General features: G+C 25.4%; 21 protein-coding genes. 14 read left to right on the forward strand and 7 right to left on the reverse strand.

Features of this window, described 5'->3' with window-relative positions; translation table 11 throughout:
• Nucleotides 1–31 precede the first annotated feature (31 nt).
• Together ALANTH_RS07225 and ALANTH_RS07230 are read left to right on the forward strand one after the other, a co-directional pair.
• Nucleotides 32–1,267, forward strand: a complete 1,236-nt coding sequence (locus ALANTH_RS07225; protein WP_026807900.1) for a glutamate-5-semialdehyde dehydrogenase — start codon at nt 32–34, stop codon at nt 1,265–1,267.
• The gene (locus ALANTH_RS07230) at nt 1,267–3,156 is read left to right on the forward strand and encodes a glycoside hydrolase family 17 protein (RefSeq protein ID WP_029888342.1); all 1,890 of its coding nucleotides are present in this window, start codon (nt 1,267–1,269) and stop codon (nt 3,154–3,156) included. Before ALANTH_RS07225 ends, ALANTH_RS07230 begins: the two co-directional genes overlap by 1 nt.
• 25 nt (nt 3,157–3,181) lie before the next feature.
• Here the strand turns inward: ALANTH_RS07230 and ALANTH_RS07235 are convergent, their stop codons facing one another.
• On the reverse strand, nt 3,182–3,802 hold the full coding sequence (locus ALANTH_RS07235) for a hypothetical protein (RefSeq protein WP_026807902.1): 621 nt from the start codon (nt 3,800–3,802) through the stop codon (nt 3,182–3,184).
• Between the two features lie 116 nt (nt 3,803–3,918).
• Here ALANTH_RS07235 and ccoG point away from each other — a divergent pair, with 116 nt between their 5' ends.
• Nucleotides 3,919–5,235, forward strand: a complete 1,317-nt coding sequence (ccoG, locus tag ALANTH_RS07240; protein WP_026807903.1) for a cytochrome c oxidase accessory protein CcoG — start codon at nt 3,919–3,921, stop codon at nt 5,233–5,235.
• A 28-nt stretch (nt 5,236–5,263) separates the two neighbouring features.
• Here the strand turns inward: ccoG and ALANTH_RS07245 are convergent, their stop codons facing one another.
• Both ALANTH_RS07245 and ALANTH_RS07250 read right to left on the reverse strand, forming a co-directional pair.
• Complete coding sequence (locus ALANTH_RS07245; protein WP_306458788.1) at nt 5,264–6,595, reverse strand: sensor histidine kinase; 1,332 nt, start codon at nt 6,593–6,595, stop codon at nt 5,264–5,266.
• Nucleotides 6,573–7,253 carry a response regulator transcription factor gene (locus ALANTH_RS07250; protein WP_026807905.1) on the reverse strand — a complete coding sequence of 227 codons (681 nt, stop codon included), beginning with the start codon at nt 7,251–7,253 and terminating at the stop codon, nt 6,573–6,575. Before ALANTH_RS07250 ends, ALANTH_RS07245 begins: the two co-directional genes overlap by 23 nt.
• A 42-nt stretch (nt 7,254–7,295) precedes the next feature.
• Between ALANTH_RS07250 and ALANTH_RS07255 the strand changes: the two genes are divergently transcribed.
• The 6 genes from ALANTH_RS07255 (at nt 7,296) to ALANTH_RS07280 (ending at nt 10,857) form a co-directional block, all read left to right on the forward strand.
• Nucleotides 7,296–7,853 (forward strand): methylated-DNA--[protein]-cysteine S-methyltransferase, encoded by a 558-nt coding sequence (locus ALANTH_RS07255; RefSeq protein WP_051583635.1) that lies wholly within the window; start codon nt 7,296–7,298, stop codon nt 7,851–7,853.
• On the forward strand, nt 7,816–8,532 hold the full coding sequence (locus ALANTH_RS07260; RefSeq protein ID WP_026804550.1) for a carbon-nitrogen hydrolase family protein: 717 nt from the start codon (nt 7,816–7,818) through the stop codon (nt 8,530–8,532). The genes ALANTH_RS07255 and ALANTH_RS07260 overlap by 38 nt, the downstream gene beginning before the upstream one ends.
• Nucleotides 8,533–8,612: 80 nt before the next feature.
• Nucleotides 8,613–9,110, forward strand: coding sequence for a transglycosylase SLT domain-containing protein (locus ALANTH_RS07265; RefSeq protein ID WP_026804551.1), 498 nt, complete (start codon nt 8,613–8,615; stop codon nt 9,108–9,110).
• A 142-nt stretch (nt 9,111–9,252) separates the two neighbouring features.
• Nucleotides 9,253–9,594, forward strand: a complete 342-nt coding sequence (locus ALANTH_RS07270; RefSeq protein ID WP_026804552.1) for a DUF2325 domain-containing protein — start codon at nt 9,253–9,255, stop codon at nt 9,592–9,594.
• The gene (locus ALANTH_RS07275; protein ID WP_026804553.1) at nt 9,585–10,340 is read left to right on the forward strand and encodes a hypothetical protein; all 756 of its coding nucleotides are present in this window, start codon (nt 9,585–9,587) and stop codon (nt 10,338–10,340) included. The genes ALANTH_RS07270 and ALANTH_RS07275 overlap by 10 nt, the downstream gene beginning before the upstream one ends.
• 19 nt (nt 10,341–10,359) lie before the next feature.
• Complete coding sequence (locus tag ALANTH_RS07280) at nt 10,360–10,857, forward strand: flavodoxin (protein ID WP_026807906.1); 498 nt, start codon at nt 10,360–10,362, stop codon at nt 10,855–10,857.
• Between the two features lie 25 nt (nt 10,858–10,882).
• On the opposite strand, the gene ALANTH_RS07285 is transcribed toward ALANTH_RS07280, so the two are convergent.
• On the reverse strand, nt 10,883–11,335 hold the full coding sequence (locus ALANTH_RS07285) for a Fur family transcriptional regulator (protein ID WP_026804555.1): 453 nt from the start codon (nt 11,333–11,335) through the stop codon (nt 10,883–10,885).
• Between the two features lie 138 nt (nt 11,336–11,473).
• Between ALANTH_RS07285 and ALANTH_RS07290 the strand changes: the two genes are divergently transcribed.
• A complete protein-coding gene (locus ALANTH_RS07290) occupies nt 11,474–11,692 on the forward strand; it encodes a FeoA family protein (protein ID WP_026804556.1) in 219 nt (72 codons plus the stop codon).
• A 1-nt stretch (nt 11,693) separates the two neighbouring features.
• Nucleotides 11,694–13,604, forward strand: a complete 1,911-nt coding sequence (gene feoB / locus ALANTH_RS07295) for a ferrous iron transport protein B (RefSeq protein ID WP_026807907.1) — start codon at nt 11,694–11,696, stop codon at nt 13,602–13,604.
• A gap of 7 nt (nt 13,605–13,611) precedes the next feature.
• Here the strand turns inward: feoB and ALANTH_RS07300 are convergent, their stop codons facing one another.
• The 3 genes from ALANTH_RS07300 to trpA all read right to left on the reverse strand — a co-directional run bounded on the left by ALANTH_RS07300 (nt 13,612) and on the right by trpA (nt 15,523).
• The gene (locus tag ALANTH_RS07300; RefSeq protein WP_228131134.1) at nt 13,612–13,956 is read right to left on the reverse strand and encodes a hypothetical protein; all 345 of its coding nucleotides are present in this window, start codon (nt 13,954–13,956) and stop codon (nt 13,612–13,614) included.
• Between the two features lie 85 nt (nt 13,957–14,041).
• Nucleotides 14,042–14,779 (reverse strand): arginyltransferase, encoded by a 738-nt coding sequence (locus tag ALANTH_RS07305; RefSeq protein ID WP_026807908.1) that lies wholly within the window; start codon nt 14,777–14,779, stop codon nt 14,042–14,044.
• A gap of 3 nt (nt 14,780–14,782) precedes the next feature.
• Nucleotides 14,783–15,523, reverse strand: a complete 741-nt coding sequence (trpA, locus tag ALANTH_RS07310) for a tryptophan synthase subunit alpha (RefSeq protein ID WP_026804560.1) — start codon at nt 15,521–15,523, stop codon at nt 14,783–14,785.
• 97 nt (nt 15,524–15,620) lie between these two features.
• Between trpA and panB the strand changes: the two genes are divergently transcribed.
• Genes panB through ALANTH_RS07325 form a run of 3 tightly spaced genes read left to right on the forward strand, consistent with a single transcriptional unit; the run spans nt 15,621 to nt 18,487 of the window.
• Complete coding sequence (gene panB / locus ALANTH_RS07315; protein WP_026807909.1) at nt 15,621–16,430, forward strand: 3-methyl-2-oxobutanoate hydroxymethyltransferase; 810 nt, start codon at nt 15,621–15,623, stop codon at nt 16,428–16,430.
• 3 nt (nt 16,431–16,433) lie between these two features.
• Entirely contained in the window at nt 16,434–17,462 is a 1,029-nt protein-coding gene (gene ruvB / locus ALANTH_RS07320) for a Holliday junction branch migration DNA helicase RuvB (protein ID WP_026804562.1), read from the forward strand.
• Nucleotides 17,459–18,487: an AI-2E family transporter gene (locus ALANTH_RS07325; protein ID WP_026804563.1), complete on the forward strand. Its 1,029-nt coding sequence runs from the start codon at nt 17,459–17,461 to the stop codon at nt 18,485–18,487. Before ruvB ends, ALANTH_RS07325 begins: the two co-directional genes overlap by 4 nt.

The following is an 18,487-nucleotide window of genomic DNA, read 5'->3' on the forward strand; positions in this document are numbered from 1 at the left end:
GTATATTTACATAAAAAATTTAGGAAATTTTATGCAAGATTTTTTACAAAAAGCAAAGCAAAGTAGTCGAATCATCGGTACTTTAAGCACAGAAGTTAAAAATAATGTACTTTTACAAATTGCAAATGCTTTAGAAAAAAACTCTTTATATATTATTAAAGAAAATAGTAAAGATATGCAAAATGCAAGAGTAAATAACTTAAGTTCTGCTATGCAAGATAGACTTCTTTTAAATGAAAAAAGAGTTATTGATATGGCAAATGCGATAAGACAAATCGCTTCACAAACAGAACCAGTAGGAAGAATTTTAGATGGTTGGGTTACAAAAGATGGTCTAAATATTCAAAAAGTATCTATTCCTATTGGAGTTATTGGAATAATTTATGAAAGCCGTCCAAATGTAACAAGTGATACAGCAGCACTTTGTTTTAAAAGTGGAAATGTTTGTGTATTAAAAGGTGGAAAAGAAGCTGAGAACTCAAATCAAGCAATAGCAAAAATTTTACAAGATGTTTTAATAAAAAATGATCTACCTGAACAAGCTATCTCTTTACTTCCAGATAGTAGTAGAGAAGGTGTAGCAAAATTAATAAAAGAAGATAAATATGTAGATTTAATAGTTCCAAGAGGAGGAGAAGCCCTTATAAGATTTATTAGTGAAAACTCTTCAATTCCTGTGATAAAACATGATAAAGGAGTTTGTCATATTTTTATTGATAAAGATGCTAATGCTAACAAAGTTATATCTATTGTAATCAATGCTAAATGTCAACGTCCAAGTGCTTGTAACTCAATAGAAACAATTTTAGTTCATGATGCAATAGCACCATATATTTTAACTGGACTTAAAGAAGAATTAGAACTTCAAGGAACAAAATTAAAAGGTTGTGCTAAAACTTTAGAGTATATAAAAATAGATTTTGCACAAGACAATGATTTTTATATGGAATATTTAGATAATGTTCTAAATATAAAAGTTGTATCAAATGTAAATGAAGCAATAGAGCATATTCAAAAATATGGTTCTGGACACTCTGAATCTATTTTAAGTGAAAACTATACAACAATAAATAAGTTTTTAAACGAAATTGATGCTGCTTGTGTTTATGCAAATGCAAGTACAAGATTTACTGATGGTGGAGAGTTTGGATTAGGTGCAGAAGTTGGTATATCTACAAACAAACTTCACTCAAGAGGGCCAATGGGGATAAATGATTTAACAACATTTAAATATAAAATCTATGGACAAGGACAAACGAGAAAATAATGAACACGAATAAACTTTTTTTAATATTTTGTAGTGTAATAATTGCACTGTTTTTTTGGCACTATTTAGGTGAAAAAGCTATTTTAAAAGATGAAACAAATAGTTTTGATAAACTTCAATGCGTATCTTATGCACCATATGGAAAGGATGAATCACCTTTTTTATTCGATAAAGGTTTAGTTTTAAAAGAAGAAAATATCAGAAAAGATATGGAACTTCTTTCAAAGTATACTTCTTGTGTTAGAACATACTCAACAGTAGGACAAGAACTTATTCCAAAAGTTGCAAAAGATTTAAATATGCAAGTTCTAATGGGTATTTGGATAGGTAAAGAAGAAAAACAAGCTATTGCAGAAATTGCAAAACTAAAAGAATTAGCTGCACAATATCCAGAAGTTATAAAAGCTATTATCGTAGGAAATGAAGTACTTTTAAGAGGTGATACAACAGAAAATCAACTAGCAAAATATATAAAAGAGGTAAAAGAAGCCCTCCCCCAATATCAAGTAACTTATGCTGATGTTTGGGAATATTGGCTTAAATATCCAAAAATTAAAGAGCTTACAGATTTTGTAACTATCCATATTTTGCCATATTGGGAAGATGAACCAAAGAATATTCATGATTCAATAGAACATATAAAAAATGTAAGATTAGAAGTTGAGAAAGAGTTGGGAACTTCAAATATTTTAATAGGAGAAACTGGTTGGCCGAGTGAAGGAAGAACAAGAGAAGATGCACAGCCTAGTAAAATAAATCAAGCAAAATATATAAGAGATTTTGTAAGCCTTGCAAATGAACATAACTGGCAATACAACATAATAGAAGCAATAGACCAACCTTGGAAAAGAATAAGTGAAGGTGCAGTTGGAGGCTTTTGGGGAATATTTGATAAAGATAGAGCAGATAAAAATGTATTTAGTGGTGATGTTTCAAACTTTCCAAACTATTTATCTTTAGCATTTGGTTCTTTAGTTTTAATTTTAGGTTTCTTTCTGATTTTTAGAAAAGAACAAACTTCAACTATTAAACTTATAACATTTAGTGCTGTAAATACAATATTCTCTATTCTTTTTATGCTTCAAGTTGAACAATATATTGTAATTTCAAGAAACTATTTAGAAGCAATTTGGGCTATTTTACTTTTAGGAGTTCAAATATATGTATATTATCAAATTCTAAAACACATTATATGTAAAAATCAGTATGAAATCATATCAAAAGTTGCATTTTATTTGAGTGCAATTTCTATATTTATTATGATTGTAAAACTAGCATACAATGGAAGATATGAAAACTTTGAAATTTATGGTTTATCAATTCTTGCAATATCATTTATTTGGTCATATATTGGTAATTTTGATAGATTAAAATTTGGAAATTTTGAAAGATTATTTGCGATAATTTTACTTATAAATACTTTTGTTATGATTTATAGTGAAACTACTATGAATATCTTTAGTAATATTTTAGCAATTATAAGTTTTATTTTTGTAGCTATTCTTTATCTTGGTTCAATTAAAAATGGTAGTTTTGAAAAACTCAAAAAACCAATTCTTTATATAATAGTTACAACTATTGCCCTACTTTTATTTAAAAATGGTTTGATTATGAATAATAGTTTAGGTATGAGTTGTAAAGAAAATGGTGGAATATTATGTTCATTTGTAGGATATATTTGGTATTTACTATACTTTAATTATATTGGAACTGCTGCAATAATTGCATCAATAGTAGCATTTTTGATAAATACAAGAGTATTTGTTCTAATAGCACTATTCTTGAGTATTTTAGCTTCTATGCTAACAAATACTTTCTTAGGAGCAATTGCATTTATTATTGTAATGTATGTTATTACAAAAGATAGTGATAAAAAGCTTCTTGATTAAAATAGATTGAAATTTTCAATCTATTTTAATCTTCTTCTCCCTCAGAAATTATAATATCTATAGCTTTAACTGGAAAATTAGGTAATTTAAATTTATTATCTTTTATATCAATATTAAAATTTGCATTTTTTGCAATATAAAGCTGTTCATTATCTCCAGTTTTTGTTATTTGTTTTAAAGGAACACTATTATAAACCCAAATTTTATATTCACCAAGTTGCCAAATATCACACTTATATCCTAAAATATTTTCATTTCCTAAAAATTTAGCTCCCATTTGAGTAAAGCTATCTTTATTTTTAATATTTTCAGCTGGGTTTTCTTTATCAATTTGTAAATCTTGAGAATAAATTATCTCATCATTAAAATCTACTGTATATAGTTTATCTTTTGAAATTTTATTGATATTTCGCTCTTCTTCATCATCAAAATTAGCCATTTTATAGATAAGTCTTTCATCAACAAGTTCTAACTTACCAAAATCCTTAAAATATAATACACTAGAACCAGTAATAGTACTATTACCTGTAGTTCCTAAAATATCATATTCAACAATCCCAGATTTCATATCATATCTATTAGTTTGAGCAAATAAATTATTCAAACCAATAAATAAGAATATAATTATACAAAGTGCTTTCTTCACGGCCTATTCCTTAAATAATTTATACAAATTATACATATATATAAATAAATTTACTATTCATACCACCAAATAGCCACCATTTTTTATTAACATTAAAAAAAATAAAAGGAGTTTTTATGTCTTATGCTAAAAAAAGATATTTTGTATATTTAGCTATTACATTAGTTGTGATGATTATTCCATTTATAACAATAAATGAAAATCATATTTTATTACTATCATTTGATAAGTTACAGTTCCATTTTTTAGGAGTTGCTTATAATGTAAACGAACTATATGTTATGCCATTCTTATTAATGTTTTTGTTTATTGGAATATTTGCATTAACTTCAATATTAGGTAGAATTTGGTGTGGTTGGGCATGTCCACAAACTATTTTTAGAGTAATTTATAGAGATCTAATTGAAAGTACAATTTTAGATTTAAGAAGAATAAAAAATAAACAAAAAGATATAGATTATTCAAAAAAATTAAATCAAATTAAAAAATATATCTCTATTATTTTATGGTTTATTATAACATTGATTATTTCTTCAAATTTTATGCTTTACTTTGTACCTCCTGAGGATTTCTTTATATATATTCAAGAGCCATTTGAACATAGCTTCATGATTATATTTATTTTAAGTGTTGCTCTATTTTTACTTTATGATATTGTTTTTATGAAAGAAAACTTTTGTGTATATGTTTGTCCTTATTCAAGAATACAATCAGTTTTATATGACAATGATACAAAACAAGTAACTTATGATTTCAACCGTGGAGGAAAGATATATCAAAATGGTATTCAATCTATTTTCAAAGTAAATCAATTGAAAAACAATGAAGAATGTACAACTTGTAATGCATGTGTTAAAATTTGTCCAACTCATATTGATATTAGAAAAGGTTTACAAGTTGAATGTATAAACTGCCTTGAATGTAGTGATGCTTGTAGTACAGTTATGGGTAAATTAGGAAAACCATCACTAATAAACTGGGGAAGTACAAATAAAGTTTTAAATCATAAAAAAGTATCTCTTTTTACAAAAAGAAATATTACTTATTTTGTTTCACTTTTTATGTGTATTTTCTTAGCATTCTACTTTTCACTTGAAAAAGAACAATTTTTAGTAAATATCAATAAAACTACAGAACTTTATAAAGTTACAGAGGATAAGAAAATAGTAAATAACTATATTTTAACAATTCATAATACTCAAGATGAACTTCTAACTTTTGATATAAAACTTCAAGATCAAGAAAACTTCAAAATAAAAAGAGCTGAAAGTCCAACTTTAGAAGCAGGGAAAAGAGCTAAAATAGTATTAATTATCGAAAGCTTAAATGATATGAAATATGTTCAAATAAAAAATATACCTATTTTTATAGAAGTTAGTACAAAAGAAAAAGATTTTAAAGTTGTAAAAAAACTAATTTTCTCAAAACCTTAAATATTATATGGAATTTTTCCATATAATATTAAATAGACTTCTCTATAAATATAGAAAACTTTGCCCCATCTTTTATATTTTGTACTTGTAATTTTCCATTGAAACTCTCTTCAATTATAATTTTTGATAAATATAATCCTATTCCAGTACCTTCTTCTTTTGTAGAAAAATATGGTTCAAATATTCTCTTAATATTTTTTGGTTTTATTCCACCACCATTATCAAAAATCTCAATTATTACTTCGGCACTAGATGCTAGAACTCTTATAAATATTTTAGGAAACTCTTTATTTTTTAAAACATCTATAGAATTTGAAACAATAGATAAAATAACTTGTGAAAGTTCATTTTTAACACCAAATACTTTTATGCCTTCATAAACTTCAAAGTCTAAACTAATAGAAATATTGTGTTTTTTTATATCTGCACTTAATATTGTAAGTGCATTTTCAATAGCATCTTTTACTAAAAAATCTTCAATATTTTTTGATTTTTCATAAAACTCTTTAAAGTCATTGATTGTTTTAGATAAAAATATCAACTGTTCATTTGCTTGTTCTATTTTCTTTTCAAAAAAAACATCATCAAGTTTTCCACTTTCAAATCTTTTTTTTATATTTATTAAAATATATGAAATATTGTTTAAAGGTTGCCTAAATTGATGAGTTATATTTGCTATCATTTCACCAGATTTTACAAATTTTGACTGTTGTAAAACCATCTTTTCAAACTCTATATTTTGTTTTTTTAAATCATTATATTTATAAGCTATTGAAACTGTAAAGAGTACCGCTTCTAAAGTAAATACAAGTAAAACTAAATCAAAATAACCTTTAGTTATATAAAAATTTTTTAAATCAAATATAAATAAAACTATACAAAAAAAACTCCAACCAACAACATAAATCAGTGTAGGTTTAAATCCTTGTTTTAAATTAAAAACTATTGATATAAATAAAACTGCATAAATAATAGTATATGGTAAATATTCAAATAAAATATAATGATAAAAGGCTGTTAATATAACAATATTTAATAAAAAAGTATTTATAAATAATTCTTTATAAGTTGTAATTTTAGGTATAAATTGCCCTTCATAGTAATTTATTGCAAAAATAAGAGCAGAAATAGAAGCTAAAATAAAAGATGCCTCTTTATAAAAATGACTTATTTCATAAAGTTTACTATATCCTATGATAAAAATAAGAGAAAAAATTTGCATAAAACAATAGCTGATATAAAATATCTCTTTTGAATATAAATATCTAACAAAGGTATATACTATTGTCATTAGTAAAATTCCAAAAGTTATACCATAAAAAAGTATTAAATTTATTTCAAAGTCCAATTTTATATCCAATATTTGTAAGATTTTGTATCAAATCATTTGGTAATTTATGTTTTATATTCTTTACTAAAGTTTTTAAGGCATCTTTAGTCATCACACTATCAAACCAAATATAAGCTTCAAGCTCTTCATAGCTTACATATCTAGATTTATTTTTGATTAAAATATCTAAAAAAGCCATCTCTTTTGCTCTTAATTTTACTATTTCATTTTTTATTACTAGTGTTTTATTAAAAGTATCAAAATATGAATCTTCATCAAGTTTTACAATATTTGAAATATCTTCACTCAAAGCTTCTATACATAAATATAAAGCAGATTCAAAATCTTTTTCATTTACTGGTTTTATAAGATATTTTATAAGATGTAATTCAACTGCTTTTAGTAAATACTCTTGTTTACAAAAAGCTGTAATTATAATAATTTGAGTATTTTTATCTTTTTGTCTTATTCTTTTTACAAATTCTAATCCATCCATTTTTGGCATTTGTATATCTGTTATTATTATATCTGGTTTATATTTTTCATATATTTGTAAGGCAGTTATAGCATTTGAAGCTTCATAAATAGTTTCAAAGTAATTTTCCAAGTATTCAATACCATTTTCTCTTGCTATATCATCATCTTCAACATATAAAATTTTAATATTTTTATTAATATTTTTTAACATTTTGTATTATATCTTATATACTATTATGCTAAAATTTTTACAATGAAAGATTATAATATTTATACAACTATTATCAAAACTCCTATACTTAATATGTTTACAGCTAGTTATAAAAATGAACTTATTCTTTTTATTCCTTATGAAAAAGATTATTGTGAAAAAAGAATTGAAAAATTTAAGAAGATTTTAGGTGCATCTAGTATCATAAGAGATGATAATAAATTTGATAAATTAAAAATAGAATTAAATGAGTATTTTAATAAAAAACGATTCTTTTTTACAATACCTTTAAAATTTATAGGAACACCTTTTCAAATCAAATGTTGGAAAGTTTTACAAGAAATTCCTTATGGAAAAACTATTAGTTATAAAGAAGAAGCAAAAAATATAGGAAATGAAAAAGCTTATAGAGCTGTTGCAAATGCAAATGGAAAGAATAACTTCAGTATTATTGTTCCATGTCATAGAGTTATAGCAAAAGATGGTAAGATTGGTGGTTACACAGGTGGAATTTGGATAAAAGAGTTTTTACTAAATTTAGAAAATATAAAAAAGGACAAATATGAATTTAATAGCACTTCAGATGAAAACAACAAATAATTTTGAAGAAAATCTAAAAACATTAAAAGAATTAATACAAAAATGTGAAGATAATTCTATTATTTTAGCACCAGAGTTAGCTATTAGTGGATTTGCATATGATAAGATGGAAGAAGCTAGTATATTTTCTATTAAAGCAATAGAAGAATTAATAAATTTATCAATTAACAAAATTTTAGCATTTACAACTATTATAAAAGAAGATGAAAAATTTTATAATACACTTTTTATAATTTATAATAGAAACATTATTCATATTCAATCAAAAATAAAACTTTTTCCATTAGGAGAAGAAGATAAATATTTCACACCAAGCAATTCAAATACTATAAAAATAATTGAAGTTAATGGTTTAAAAATTGCAACTCTTATTTGTTTTGAACTTAGATTTCCTATTCTTTGGGAACAATTAAAAGGTGCTGATATTATATTAAATCCAGCAATGTGGGGTATAAAAAGAAAAGATCATTATGAAAGTATAAATAAAGCTTTAGCATTAGTAAATCAATGTTTTGTGATAGCATCAAATAGTGCAAATGATAATATGGCAAAAGGAAGTGCTATAATAAGCCCTTTTGGAACAGTTATAAAAGATGATTCACAAACTATAATAAAAGCAACTTTTGATAAAGATGAGATAAAAAAAGTTAGAAGTTATATAAATGTAGGTTTAAAATGATTATTTTTGCATATACAATTTTTTCACAATTTTAAAATATTATCTAAACTCATAGTAAAAATTCAATAAGGAGAAAAGCATTGAAATTTAAGTCAATACTACTGGTTTTATTATTCATTTCTAATGTCTTTGCATCTGAAATAGATATAAAAAATTTAACCCCTCAACAATTAGAAACTCTAAAAGAGATAAAAAAATATGGAGAAGACCATGGACTTGGCTATACTTTAATGGCAATAGCCATAAAAGAGTCAAAATTAGGTACTTATATGGTAAATCTTGATACAAAGGATTTTGGACTTTATCAAGCAAATATAAGAACTGTTTTAAGTAGACAAAATATAAAAGATACTGTTTGGAATAGAAATGTTTTTGCTTCAAAACTTGTTTCTGATTTCCAATTTGCTACTCAAAATGCAATAGAAGAACTAACTTTTTGGCAAAAAATTCATCGAAATGATTGGTCAAAAGTTTGGGGAAGTTATAACGCTGGATATAAATACAATAGTAAAGAAGCTCAAGCATACTCAAAAGAAATTGCCTCAATCATTAGAGAGCTAAAAAAAATTAACGTATAATAAAAACAGCCAGTTTCTTCTGGTTGTACTCAAAGTTTAAGAAAATCAAAAAAAATAATAGCAATTATCATAATTTAATTAATTTTTAAGTTTAGTTCTTGTAATATGTTCCGATACCAATTATCACTATAAAGGATAAAAAATGAGTGTTTTAATTATCGGTGGAGACCAAATATCACAAATTACTTCGATGCTAACAAATTTAGGTGCAAAAAATATAAATCACTGGGATGCAAGAAAAAAATCTTCTGCTCCAAAGAAAAAAGTTCCTCAAGATACAGATTGCATAGTTATGCTAACTTCTTTTTTAAACCATAATACTATGCTTAAATATAAAAATGAAGCAAAAAAGAAAAATATTCCATTTATATGTGCAAAAAGATCAATATCTTGTGTTTATGATGAATATGTAAAAATTATGGGAATAAAAGATTGTAGTCAATGCTATGCTAACTGTAGTAATAAGGAACTTGAATGCCAATAGAAAATACATTTATTGGATTTTCAAGCAATATAGAGTATTTACCTAAAGATTTTGATGAATTTAACTCTATATACAGATTAAGACATTTATTCTTAGGACTTAGCAATAATATTTTAAAATCATATTGTAATTTTACAAAATATGAACAAAAGAAATTATCACTTATCCCTTTAAATAAAGCTTTTGAATATAAAATAAAAAATATGTTACCTATAGAATTTGTAAAAGTAAAAAAAACTACAAGTATGAAGTTCAATTTGTGTGTAAGTTCTACAAAGATTATTAACAATTATTTAAATGGTAATATAAGTTATGTTATTTCTTCTAGTAATTTGCTACCTGTAGCAAAACTAATATCGATTTGTTTCATACAAAATAGATTTCAATTATTAATTGATAAAGATTTACTATTCCATGAGTTTGTTTTAGATAAAATAAAAAAACTTCATGGAAGTAAAAAAGTTATTGATTTAGGCGATTCTATTTGTATACGAGTACAAGATTCTATAGGTGTTAAAATTTATACATCTTGGAAACATATAGAAGCAAAAAAACCAAATATAAAAAATGAGTTAGATAATGCAATAAAATCTATAAAAAAAGGTGAATTTTATCAAATATATTTAGCTTACCCAAAAAACAAACAATTTACTAGACATATACCTGTTTATGTAGATGAATTAAAAAATAGAGAGTATCAAATTAAAGCAATACCTTACTCTTTTAGATCAATTATAAAAAATTAAAAAAAGGATAAAAAATAAGATGGCAACAGCAATATTTTACGGAAGTAATACTGGAAACTGTGAGGATGTAGCTAAAAAAATAGCTAAAAAATTAGGAAATATAGATATTTTTAATCTTGATAAAACTAAAATAGAAAAAATAAATGAATACGATAAAATTATTTTAGGTGCTTCAACTTGGGGAGATGGCGAATTAAATGATGACTGGGAAAGTGCTTGGGATGATTTTAAAGAACTTGATTTATCAAATAAAACAATAGCACTTTTTGGTTTAGGTGATCAAGAAAGTTATTGTGATGAATTTTCAAATGCAATAGGAATTATTTATGAACATCTACAAGAAGTAGGAACAAAAGTAGTTGGTTTTACATCAACTGAAGGATATTATCATGATTATTCAAAAGCACAAATAAATAAAGAATTTGTAGGCTTAGTAATAGATGAAGATAACCAAAGTGATTTAACTGATGAAAGAATAGAAAGTTGGGTAAACCAAATAAAATCTGATATATTATAAAATAAAAAGTAGTATAAAAACTATACTACTTTTGACAATTCTCACAAATACCATAAAGTTGCATTGAATGACTAGATATTTTAAATTTATTAGCTTTTGCAATTTTCTCTTGTCTTTTTTCAATCTCATCATCAACAAATTCAATAATAGAATTACATTCTGTACAAATTAAGTGATCATGGTGTGACTTCATATTACTTTCATATTTTTTACCTTCAGTTCCAAAGTTAATTGATGCAATCAAATCTACTTCTTCTAAAAAACTTAAAGCTCTATATACTGTAGCAATACCAACATTTGATTTAGGATATTCTTTTTTTATCTGATTATAAATCTCTTCAGCCGTTAAGTGATCATTTGCATGCAATAATATACTTAAAACAATCTCTCTCTGCTCTGTGTACTTAAGACCTTTTTGCTTAACTATTCTTCTAAGATCGTTAATTACTTCTTCGTAATTATTATTATTCTCTATCATGTAACACCTCTTATTTTTTTAAACTACATAGTATATCTAAAGTTTATAAAAAATTCAAAGTATATTATTAAAATTCTACATAACTTTAAATATTTTTGTATTACAATAACAATTATTAAGTTATAAAAGGAGTAAAAAATGTCTGTTAATGACTTAGATTTAGAAAAAATAACTACGATAAAAGCTATAAATTGTGATGAAATTCTAAGGAATAGATTATATTCTTTTGGAATAACTGAAGGAGTACCTATTAGTGTAACTGCAAAATCTTTAGCAAAGAAGACTATTGAAATAAAAATAAATCAGTCAAAAGTTGCTTTAAGACATAGTGAAGCAAATAAAATAGAGGTTCATTAATATGGATACTAATAATACTATAAGAATTGCTCTAGTAGGGCAACCAAATGTTGGAAAATCTATGATTATCAACTCTATTTCAAACTCAAGATTAAAAGTTGGTAATTTTGCTGGTGTTACTGTTGAAAGAAAAGAAATAAATTTCAAATATAAAGATTTTAATATTCAAATTATAGATTTACCTGGAACTTATTCACTTACTAATTATTCAATAGAAGAAAAAGTTGTAAAAAACTTTTTAAACAATCATGATTACGATATTATTTTAAATGTTTTAGATTCAACTAATCTTCAAAGAAATCTTTTATTTACAAGTGAACTATTAACACTAAATAAAAAGATGATTATTGCATTAAATATGATTGATGAAGCAAAAAATGAAAATATTGAGATTAATGATAAAAAATTATCAACTATTTTAAATACACCCTGTATAAAGACCAGTGCAATAACAAAAGAAGGAATTCAAAATTTATTAGAACAAATTATAAAAACCTTTCAAGAAGAAAAAACTCAATCAACACATAAACAATTTTTCATATCACAAGATGAGATTCTAACTCAAAGATTTAATTTTGTAAAAAATATTATAAAAGAATGTGTAAATATAAAAGAATCTAAAGAAAAAACAACCACAGAAAAAATAGATGCTATTCTAATGAATAAATATATTGGTCTTCCAATATTTTTATTTTTAATGTGGGGATTATTTCAGTTAACTTTTACTTTAGGACAAATCCCTATGGATTATATTGATAGTGGATTTATTAGTTTAATAGACTCTATAAAAGAAATACTTGGAGATAATGAAATATCTTCATTAATTGGAGATGGAATAATAGCTGGAGTTAGTGCTGTTGTTATGTTTCTACCAAATATATTAATATTATTTTTAGGTATTTCTTTATTAGAAGGTACTGGATATATGAGTAGAGTTGCCTTTTTATTAGATGGAACTTTTCATAAATTTGGACTTCATGGAAAATCATTTATTCCTCTAGTTACTGGATTTGGGTGTTCCGTTCCAGCATATATGGCAGCAAGAACTCTAAAAAATGAGAAAGATAGGTTAATAACTTTATTTATAATTGGATTTATGTCATGTGGGGCAAGATTACCTATTTATGTACTTTTTGTTGGTGCTTTTTTTGGGGATAATAATGCTGGAAATATACTATTTTTAATTTATATTATTGGAGCTATTTTTGGATTATTTGCTGCAAAAATATTAAGAGTTATTGTTTTTAAAGGACAAGATGAACCTTTTGTTATGGAAATGCCAAAATATAGACTTCCTTCTATAAAACTAGTATATAAAGAAGTTACAAATAAAGGATTTATGTATTTACAAAAAGCGGGTACATTTATCTTAGCAGCTTCAATATTAATATGGTTTATGAGTAATTACCCAAAATATCCCAATATGGAAGATGAAATAAACCAAAAAATTGAAATAGCTTTAAATGATGAAATAAAACAAGAATTACAAAATGAGTTAGATTTATACAATCTTGAAAACTCATACTTAGGAAAACTTGGTAAATTTAGTGAACCATTTTTTGCACCTTTAGGATTTGATTGGAAAATGGCTGTTGCACTTGAAACAGGTCTTGCTGCAAAAGAAGTTGTTGTTTCAACACTATCTATTTTATATGGATTAGGGGAAAGTGATCCAGATGAACCTACATCATCTTTAATCGAAAAAATAAAATCAAATATTCCTTTTGAAGCAGCAGTTTCATTTATAGTATTTGTAATGTTATATATACCTTGCTTAGCAGCAGCAATGGTTTTTGCAAAAGAATCTGGAGGTTGGAAATATTTAGCTTATTTATTTATATTTACCACAACTACAGCTTGGATAATGTCATTTATAGCATACAATATAACAAAAATAGTAGTAGGAGTTTAGCTCTCTACTATTTTAACTCAAACTTAGATGAATAATTATTGTTTTTATAAACAATTACAAAATTCCATTCACCTTTTTCTCTTCCATCAAGATATCTAAAATCATAAGCTGAAGTATCCCCTGCTGGAATTATCATCTCTCTACTTCTTGATATTTCACCATTAGGATCAACCCAATTTATAACTATTGTTTGATTATTTTCAATATCTAATTCTACTTCAAATTTACATATAATTGAATTCTCATCTTCTAAAATAACACAATCAACATTTGGATTATATGGTTTTTGTTCAACTGTATTTTCTGCAAAAACTGAAACTACAAAGAATAGAACTAATAATAAATTTTTCATAATTCTCCTTAAATTTTAAAAGGCATTATATTAAATCTTTTATTAAATAGTAATATTTATTGTAGTTTTATTAGGAAATTAATAATTAGCTTGTATATTTTTCCCATATAGGTTCTTCATTAAGCCCTGCTCTATTTTTTAATACTTCAAAGGGTTGATAAGCTTGTTTATAGCCCATTGAATAGTGATCTTTTATCCAATATCCTAAGTAAATATATGGAATATTTAACTCTTTTGCTATTTTAATTTGGGCTAAAATAGAAAATTTACCAATTGACAAATCAGAATATTCATGATCATAATAACAATAAATAGCAGATATTGATTTTGGTAAAATATCTACTAATGCAACACCAATCAATTTATCCTCTTTCATATACAAGAATTCTCTTGCATAATCAGAGCTTCCTTCAACATAAGATTTGGCATAGTCATCAACAGTAATAGGATAATATGGCCAATTTTTTTTATCATTCATAAACTTATGATATTTATCATACAAATTTAGATGTTCCATTGTAAGTGTTGGTTTTCTAATATATAGTTTTGTATCTTTATTTTTAGAAAACACCCTTTTATCAGATTTAGAAAATATATAGTTTTTTACATCTATTCTCATTGATATACATTTTGTGCAAGTTTTACATTCTGGAACAAAATGCATTTTCCCAAATCGTCTCCAACCTCGTTCCAACTTTTTTTGATAATCTGGAATAGAACAAGAGTAAAGATATTGATATCTTATATCTGAAATCTCTTTTTCAAAATAAGAACAACTTCTATTTTCTTCAAAAAACTCTAAATCTTGATTAAAAATATTCATTTTTTATTCATTTATTTTTGTTTTTATCTCTTTAGCTAATTGTGAAATTTTAGATATTTTTTCACTATTACTTAAACTATCATCTATAATATATTTTACAAAAGCACTACCTACAATAACTCCATCAAGATCTTTTGATTTTGCTTTACAAGTTTTTTCATCTACTCCAAAACCAATATATAAAGGTGTTGTTGTATATTCTCTAATATCCGAAATTATTTTGCTTAAATCTTCATCTCTTCCACTTCCTGTAATTCCAGCATACGCAACCATATATATAAATTTCTGTGAATTTTCCACAAGCTTTTTTATTCTATCTTTTGGAGTTGTAGGAGCAACAAATGTTATATTTACTTTGTTATATTTTTTAAAAATAGGTTCATATTTTTGTGACATTTCAAAAGGTAAATCAGGGATAATAGTACCTGCAATTTGATAATCCTGTGCTTTTTTCAAGAATTCTTCTATTCCATAATGATAAAATGGATTCATATATCCCATCCAAAGTGTATCAATATCTTTTCCTATTTTTGAAGAAATTTCAAATAAATCTTTTAATTTAAAACCATTTTTAAGTGCCATTAAATTAGCTTTTTCAATTATAGGTCCATCAGCAACGGGATCACTAAAAGGTATTCCTAATTCTAAAGTATCAACTCCACTTTCTTTTAAAGCAAATGCCAAATCAACAGTAAAATTATTGTTTGGTAAAGAGGTAGTAATATATGCAACCAATTTTTTCAAAATACAAATCCTATTTTTTAATTAAATAGATTTTATCCAAAACCAAATTAAAATATATTTTTAGCTATAATCTTTATATTTAATTTAAGGATTTTGAATGAGTATAATAGTAAACAATTTTGAAAAAATGAATATAACAAAAATAATACAATCAAAAAATAAAAAGAAATTGACAGTTATTACAGCATATGATGCACTTTTTGCAAAATTATTTTCACAATCAACAGATATGATATTAGTTGGAGATAGCTTAAATATGAGCTTTATGGGAGAAACTGACACTTTAAGTTCTACTCTAGATCAAATGATTTACCATACAAAAGCAGTTTGCAATGGTGCAAAAAATTCTTTTATAATCACAGATATGCCTTTTGGAACTTATATAAATAAAGATGAAGCTTTAAGAAACTGTACAAAAGTATATCAGCAAACACTAGCAAGTGCTGTAAAAATAGAAGGAGGAGAAGATAGAGCTGATATTATAAAACATCTAACTTCAAATGCTATTGCAGTTATGGGACACATTGGACTTATGCCACAGTATGTAAGAAGTGAAGGTGGATATAAAGTAAGAGGAAAAACTAAAGAAGATGCAGAACAACTTATTCGTGATGCTATAGCTGTTGAAAAAGCAGGAGCATTTGCTATTGTTGTTGAAGGTGTAATGAGCGATGTTGCAAAAAAAATAACAGAGGCAGTAAATATACCAACTATTGGTATAGGAGCTGGAATTGATACAGATGGACAAGTTTTAGTTTGGTCTGATATGTTAGGATTCTTTGAAGAATTTAAACCTAAATTTGTAAGACACTATTTAGATGGTGCAAATATTATAAAAAATGCTGTCAATAAATATAAAGAAGATGTTCAAAATAAAGCATTTCCTTCAAAAGAAGAAGAGTATTAAAATATGCAAAGATTAGTTGAAGTAGAAACAGTATCTTTTGAAGAAGAAAACAATGAACAAAGTCTTCGTCCTTCTTCTTGGGATGACTATATAGGACAAGAAAAGATAAAAAAGAATTTAAGAGTATTTATTGATGCTTCAAGAAAAAGAAATGAAGCCCTTGATCATATTCTTTTTTATGGTCCTCCAGGGCTTGGTAAAACTACTCTCTCATATCTAATCTCAAATGAAATGAGCTCAAATATAAAAGTAACCGCTGGTCCTATGATAGAAAAAAGTGGTGATTTAGCAGCAATTTTAACAAATTTGGAAGAAGGTGATATTCTTTTCATTGATGAAATACACCGTTTAAGTCCTGCTGTTGAAGAAATTTTATATCCTGCAATGGAAGACTATCGGCTTGATATCATTATAGGTTCTGGACCTGCTGCTCAAACTGTTAAAATTGACTTACCAAGATTTACACTAATTGGTGCAACAACAAGAGCAGGAATGTTATCAAATCCTCTTAGAGAAAGATTTGGTATGCACTTTAGAATGCAATTTTATACACATGAAGAACTAGCAAAAATAATCAAAAAAGCTTCAATAAAACTAGGTATAACTTGCGAAGACAATTCTGCACTTGAAATGTCAAAAAGAAGTCGTGGAACACCAAGAGTTGCATTAAGATTATTAAGAAGAGTTCGAGATTTTTCTCAAGTTTCAGGAGAGAAATCAATAATTTTAAATACTTGTAAATATGCTTTAGATGAACTAGGAATAAATGAAAATGGATTTGATGAAATGGATATAAATCTACTTGAACTTCTTATTACAAATCGTGGTAAACCAATGGGACTATCAACTATTGCAGCAGCACTTAGTGAAGATGAAGGAACAATAGAAGATGCAATAGAACCATACCTACTGGCAAATGGATATATAGAAAGAACTGCTCGTGGAAGAGTAGCTAGTGTAAAAACATATGATATGTTTAGATTAACTCCACCAAAAATGAAATCAGATGAACAACAAGGAAATCTATTTTGAAGCCATCATACTTTTTAATAGCAATTGCTATTTTACTACTATTTTTTTTAGTTCAACTATTTGATCCATTTTTAAAACCTATTTTTGTAGCAATTCTTTTAACGATTGCTACGAATTCACTATTTATAAAAATAAATATTGTTATAAAGAATAATGCTGTTTCAACATCAATTTTAACTATACTTATGGCTTCACTATTCTTTTTACCAATGTTATATTGTATTATTTCATTTGCAACATTTTTTAATCAAGTAGATCAAAATGTTTTGATAAATAACTTAAATAATATCAAGAATTCGGCTATTGATATTTTAGCTGAGTTTAGTTTCTTAAATGATTTTACAAAAAATATAACTTCAAAAATAGATATAGGGAAAATCGTTCAAACATTAGTAAGTTTTAGTGCAGATTTAGGTAGAAATTCTGCAAAATTTATGATTGATATGGTTTTAATATTAGTATTTTTTCTATTTTTCACTCTTTATTCATCACAAATTGCAAACTATCTAAAAAATATATTCCCTATAAATAATGATGATGTAAATATTTTATTCAATGAATCATCAAGTGTTATGAGTGTTGTTTTTTACTCTATTTTAATAACTGCAATTTTTCAAGGGTTTTTATTTGGAGTATTTTTGAGTGCTTTTGGATATGATGGACTTTTATTTGGAGTTCTATATGGTTTTGCTTCTTTAGTTCCTGTTATTGGTGGGATTATGATGTGGCTGCCAGTTTCAATTTATGAAGCAACAACAGGAAGTTTATCAAGTGCTATTTTTATAGCTATTTACTCTATTGTAGTTATTTCTATCATAGCAGATACTTTTATAAAACCAGTAATAATAAATTATATAAATAAAAAAGTAGTAAAAAACAAAACAAATATTAGTTCTCTTTTAATATTCTTTGCAATAGTTGCAGGACTTTCAACTTTTGGTTTTTGGGGAATGATAATAGGTCCAGCTACGATAAGTCTATTTATTTCTATTATGGAATTATTAAAAAAGTACAATGATAAATAA

It is taken from the genome of Aliarcobacter lanthieri (genome assembly GCF_013201625.1).
Classification (GTDB): Bacteria; Campylobacterota; Campylobacteria; order Campylobacterales; family Arcobacteraceae; genus Aliarcobacter; species Aliarcobacter lanthieri.

Bases quoted from the DNA above. Each gene is read 5' to 3' on its own strand.
- ALANTH_RS07290 (WP_026804556.1), top strand. From the start codon at position 11,474: ATGTCTGTTAATGACTTAGATTTAGAAAAAATAACTACGATAAAAGCT.
- ALANTH_RS07305 (WP_026807908.1), bottom strand. From the start codon at position 14,779: ATGAATATTTTTAATCAAGATTTAGAGTTTTTTGAAGAAAATAGAAGT.
- ALANTH_RS07270 (WP_026804552.1), top strand. From the start codon at position 9,253: ATGAGTGTTTTAATTATCGGTGGAGACCAAATATCACAAATTACTTCG.
- ruvB (WP_026804562.1), top strand. From the start codon at position 16,434: ATGCAAAGATTAGTTGAAGTAGAAACAGTATCTTTTGAAGAAGAAAAC.
- ALANTH_RS07255 (WP_051583635.1), top strand. From the start codon at position 7,296: ATGAAAGATTATAATATTTATACAACTATTATCAAAACTCCTATACTT.
- ALANTH_RS07280 (WP_026807906.1), top strand. From the start codon at position 10,360: ATGGCAACAGCAATATTTTACGGAAGTAATACTGGAAACTGTGAGGAT.
- ALANTH_RS07230 (WP_029888342.1), top strand. From the start codon at position 1,267: ATGAACACGAATAAACTTTTTTTAATATTTTGTAGTGTAATAATTGCA.
- ALANTH_RS07285 (WP_026804555.1), bottom strand. From the start codon at position 11,335: ATGATAGAGAATAATAATAATTACGAAGAAGTAATTAACGATCTTAGA.
- feoB (WP_026807907.1), top strand. From the start codon at position 11,694: ATGGATACTAATAATACTATAAGAATTGCTCTAGTAGGGCAACCAAAT.
- ALANTH_RS07225 (WP_026807900.1), top strand. From the start codon at position 32: ATGCAAGATTTTTTACAAAAAGCAAAGCAAAGTAGTCGAATCATCGGT.
- ALANTH_RS07260 (WP_026804550.1), top strand. From the start codon at position 7,816: ATGAATTTAATAGCACTTCAGATGAAAACAACAAATAATTTTGAAGAA.
- ALANTH_RS07275 (WP_026804553.1), top strand. From the start codon at position 9,585: ATGCCAATAGAAAATACATTTATTGGATTTTCAAGCAATATAGAGTAT.
- ALANTH_RS07300 (WP_228131134.1), bottom strand. From the start codon at position 13,956: ATGAAAAATTTATTATTAGTTCTATTCTTTGTAGTTTCAGTTTTTGCA.
- ALANTH_RS07250 (WP_026807905.1), bottom strand. From the start codon at position 7,253: ATGTTAAAAAATATTAATAAAAATATTAAAATTTTATATGTTGAAGAT.
- ccoG (WP_026807903.1), top strand. From the start codon at position 3,919: ATGTCTTATGCTAAAAAAAGATATTTTGTATATTTAGCTATTACATTA.
- panB (WP_026807909.1), top strand. From the start codon at position 15,621: ATGAGTATAATAGTAAACAATTTTGAAAAAATGAATATAACAAAAATA.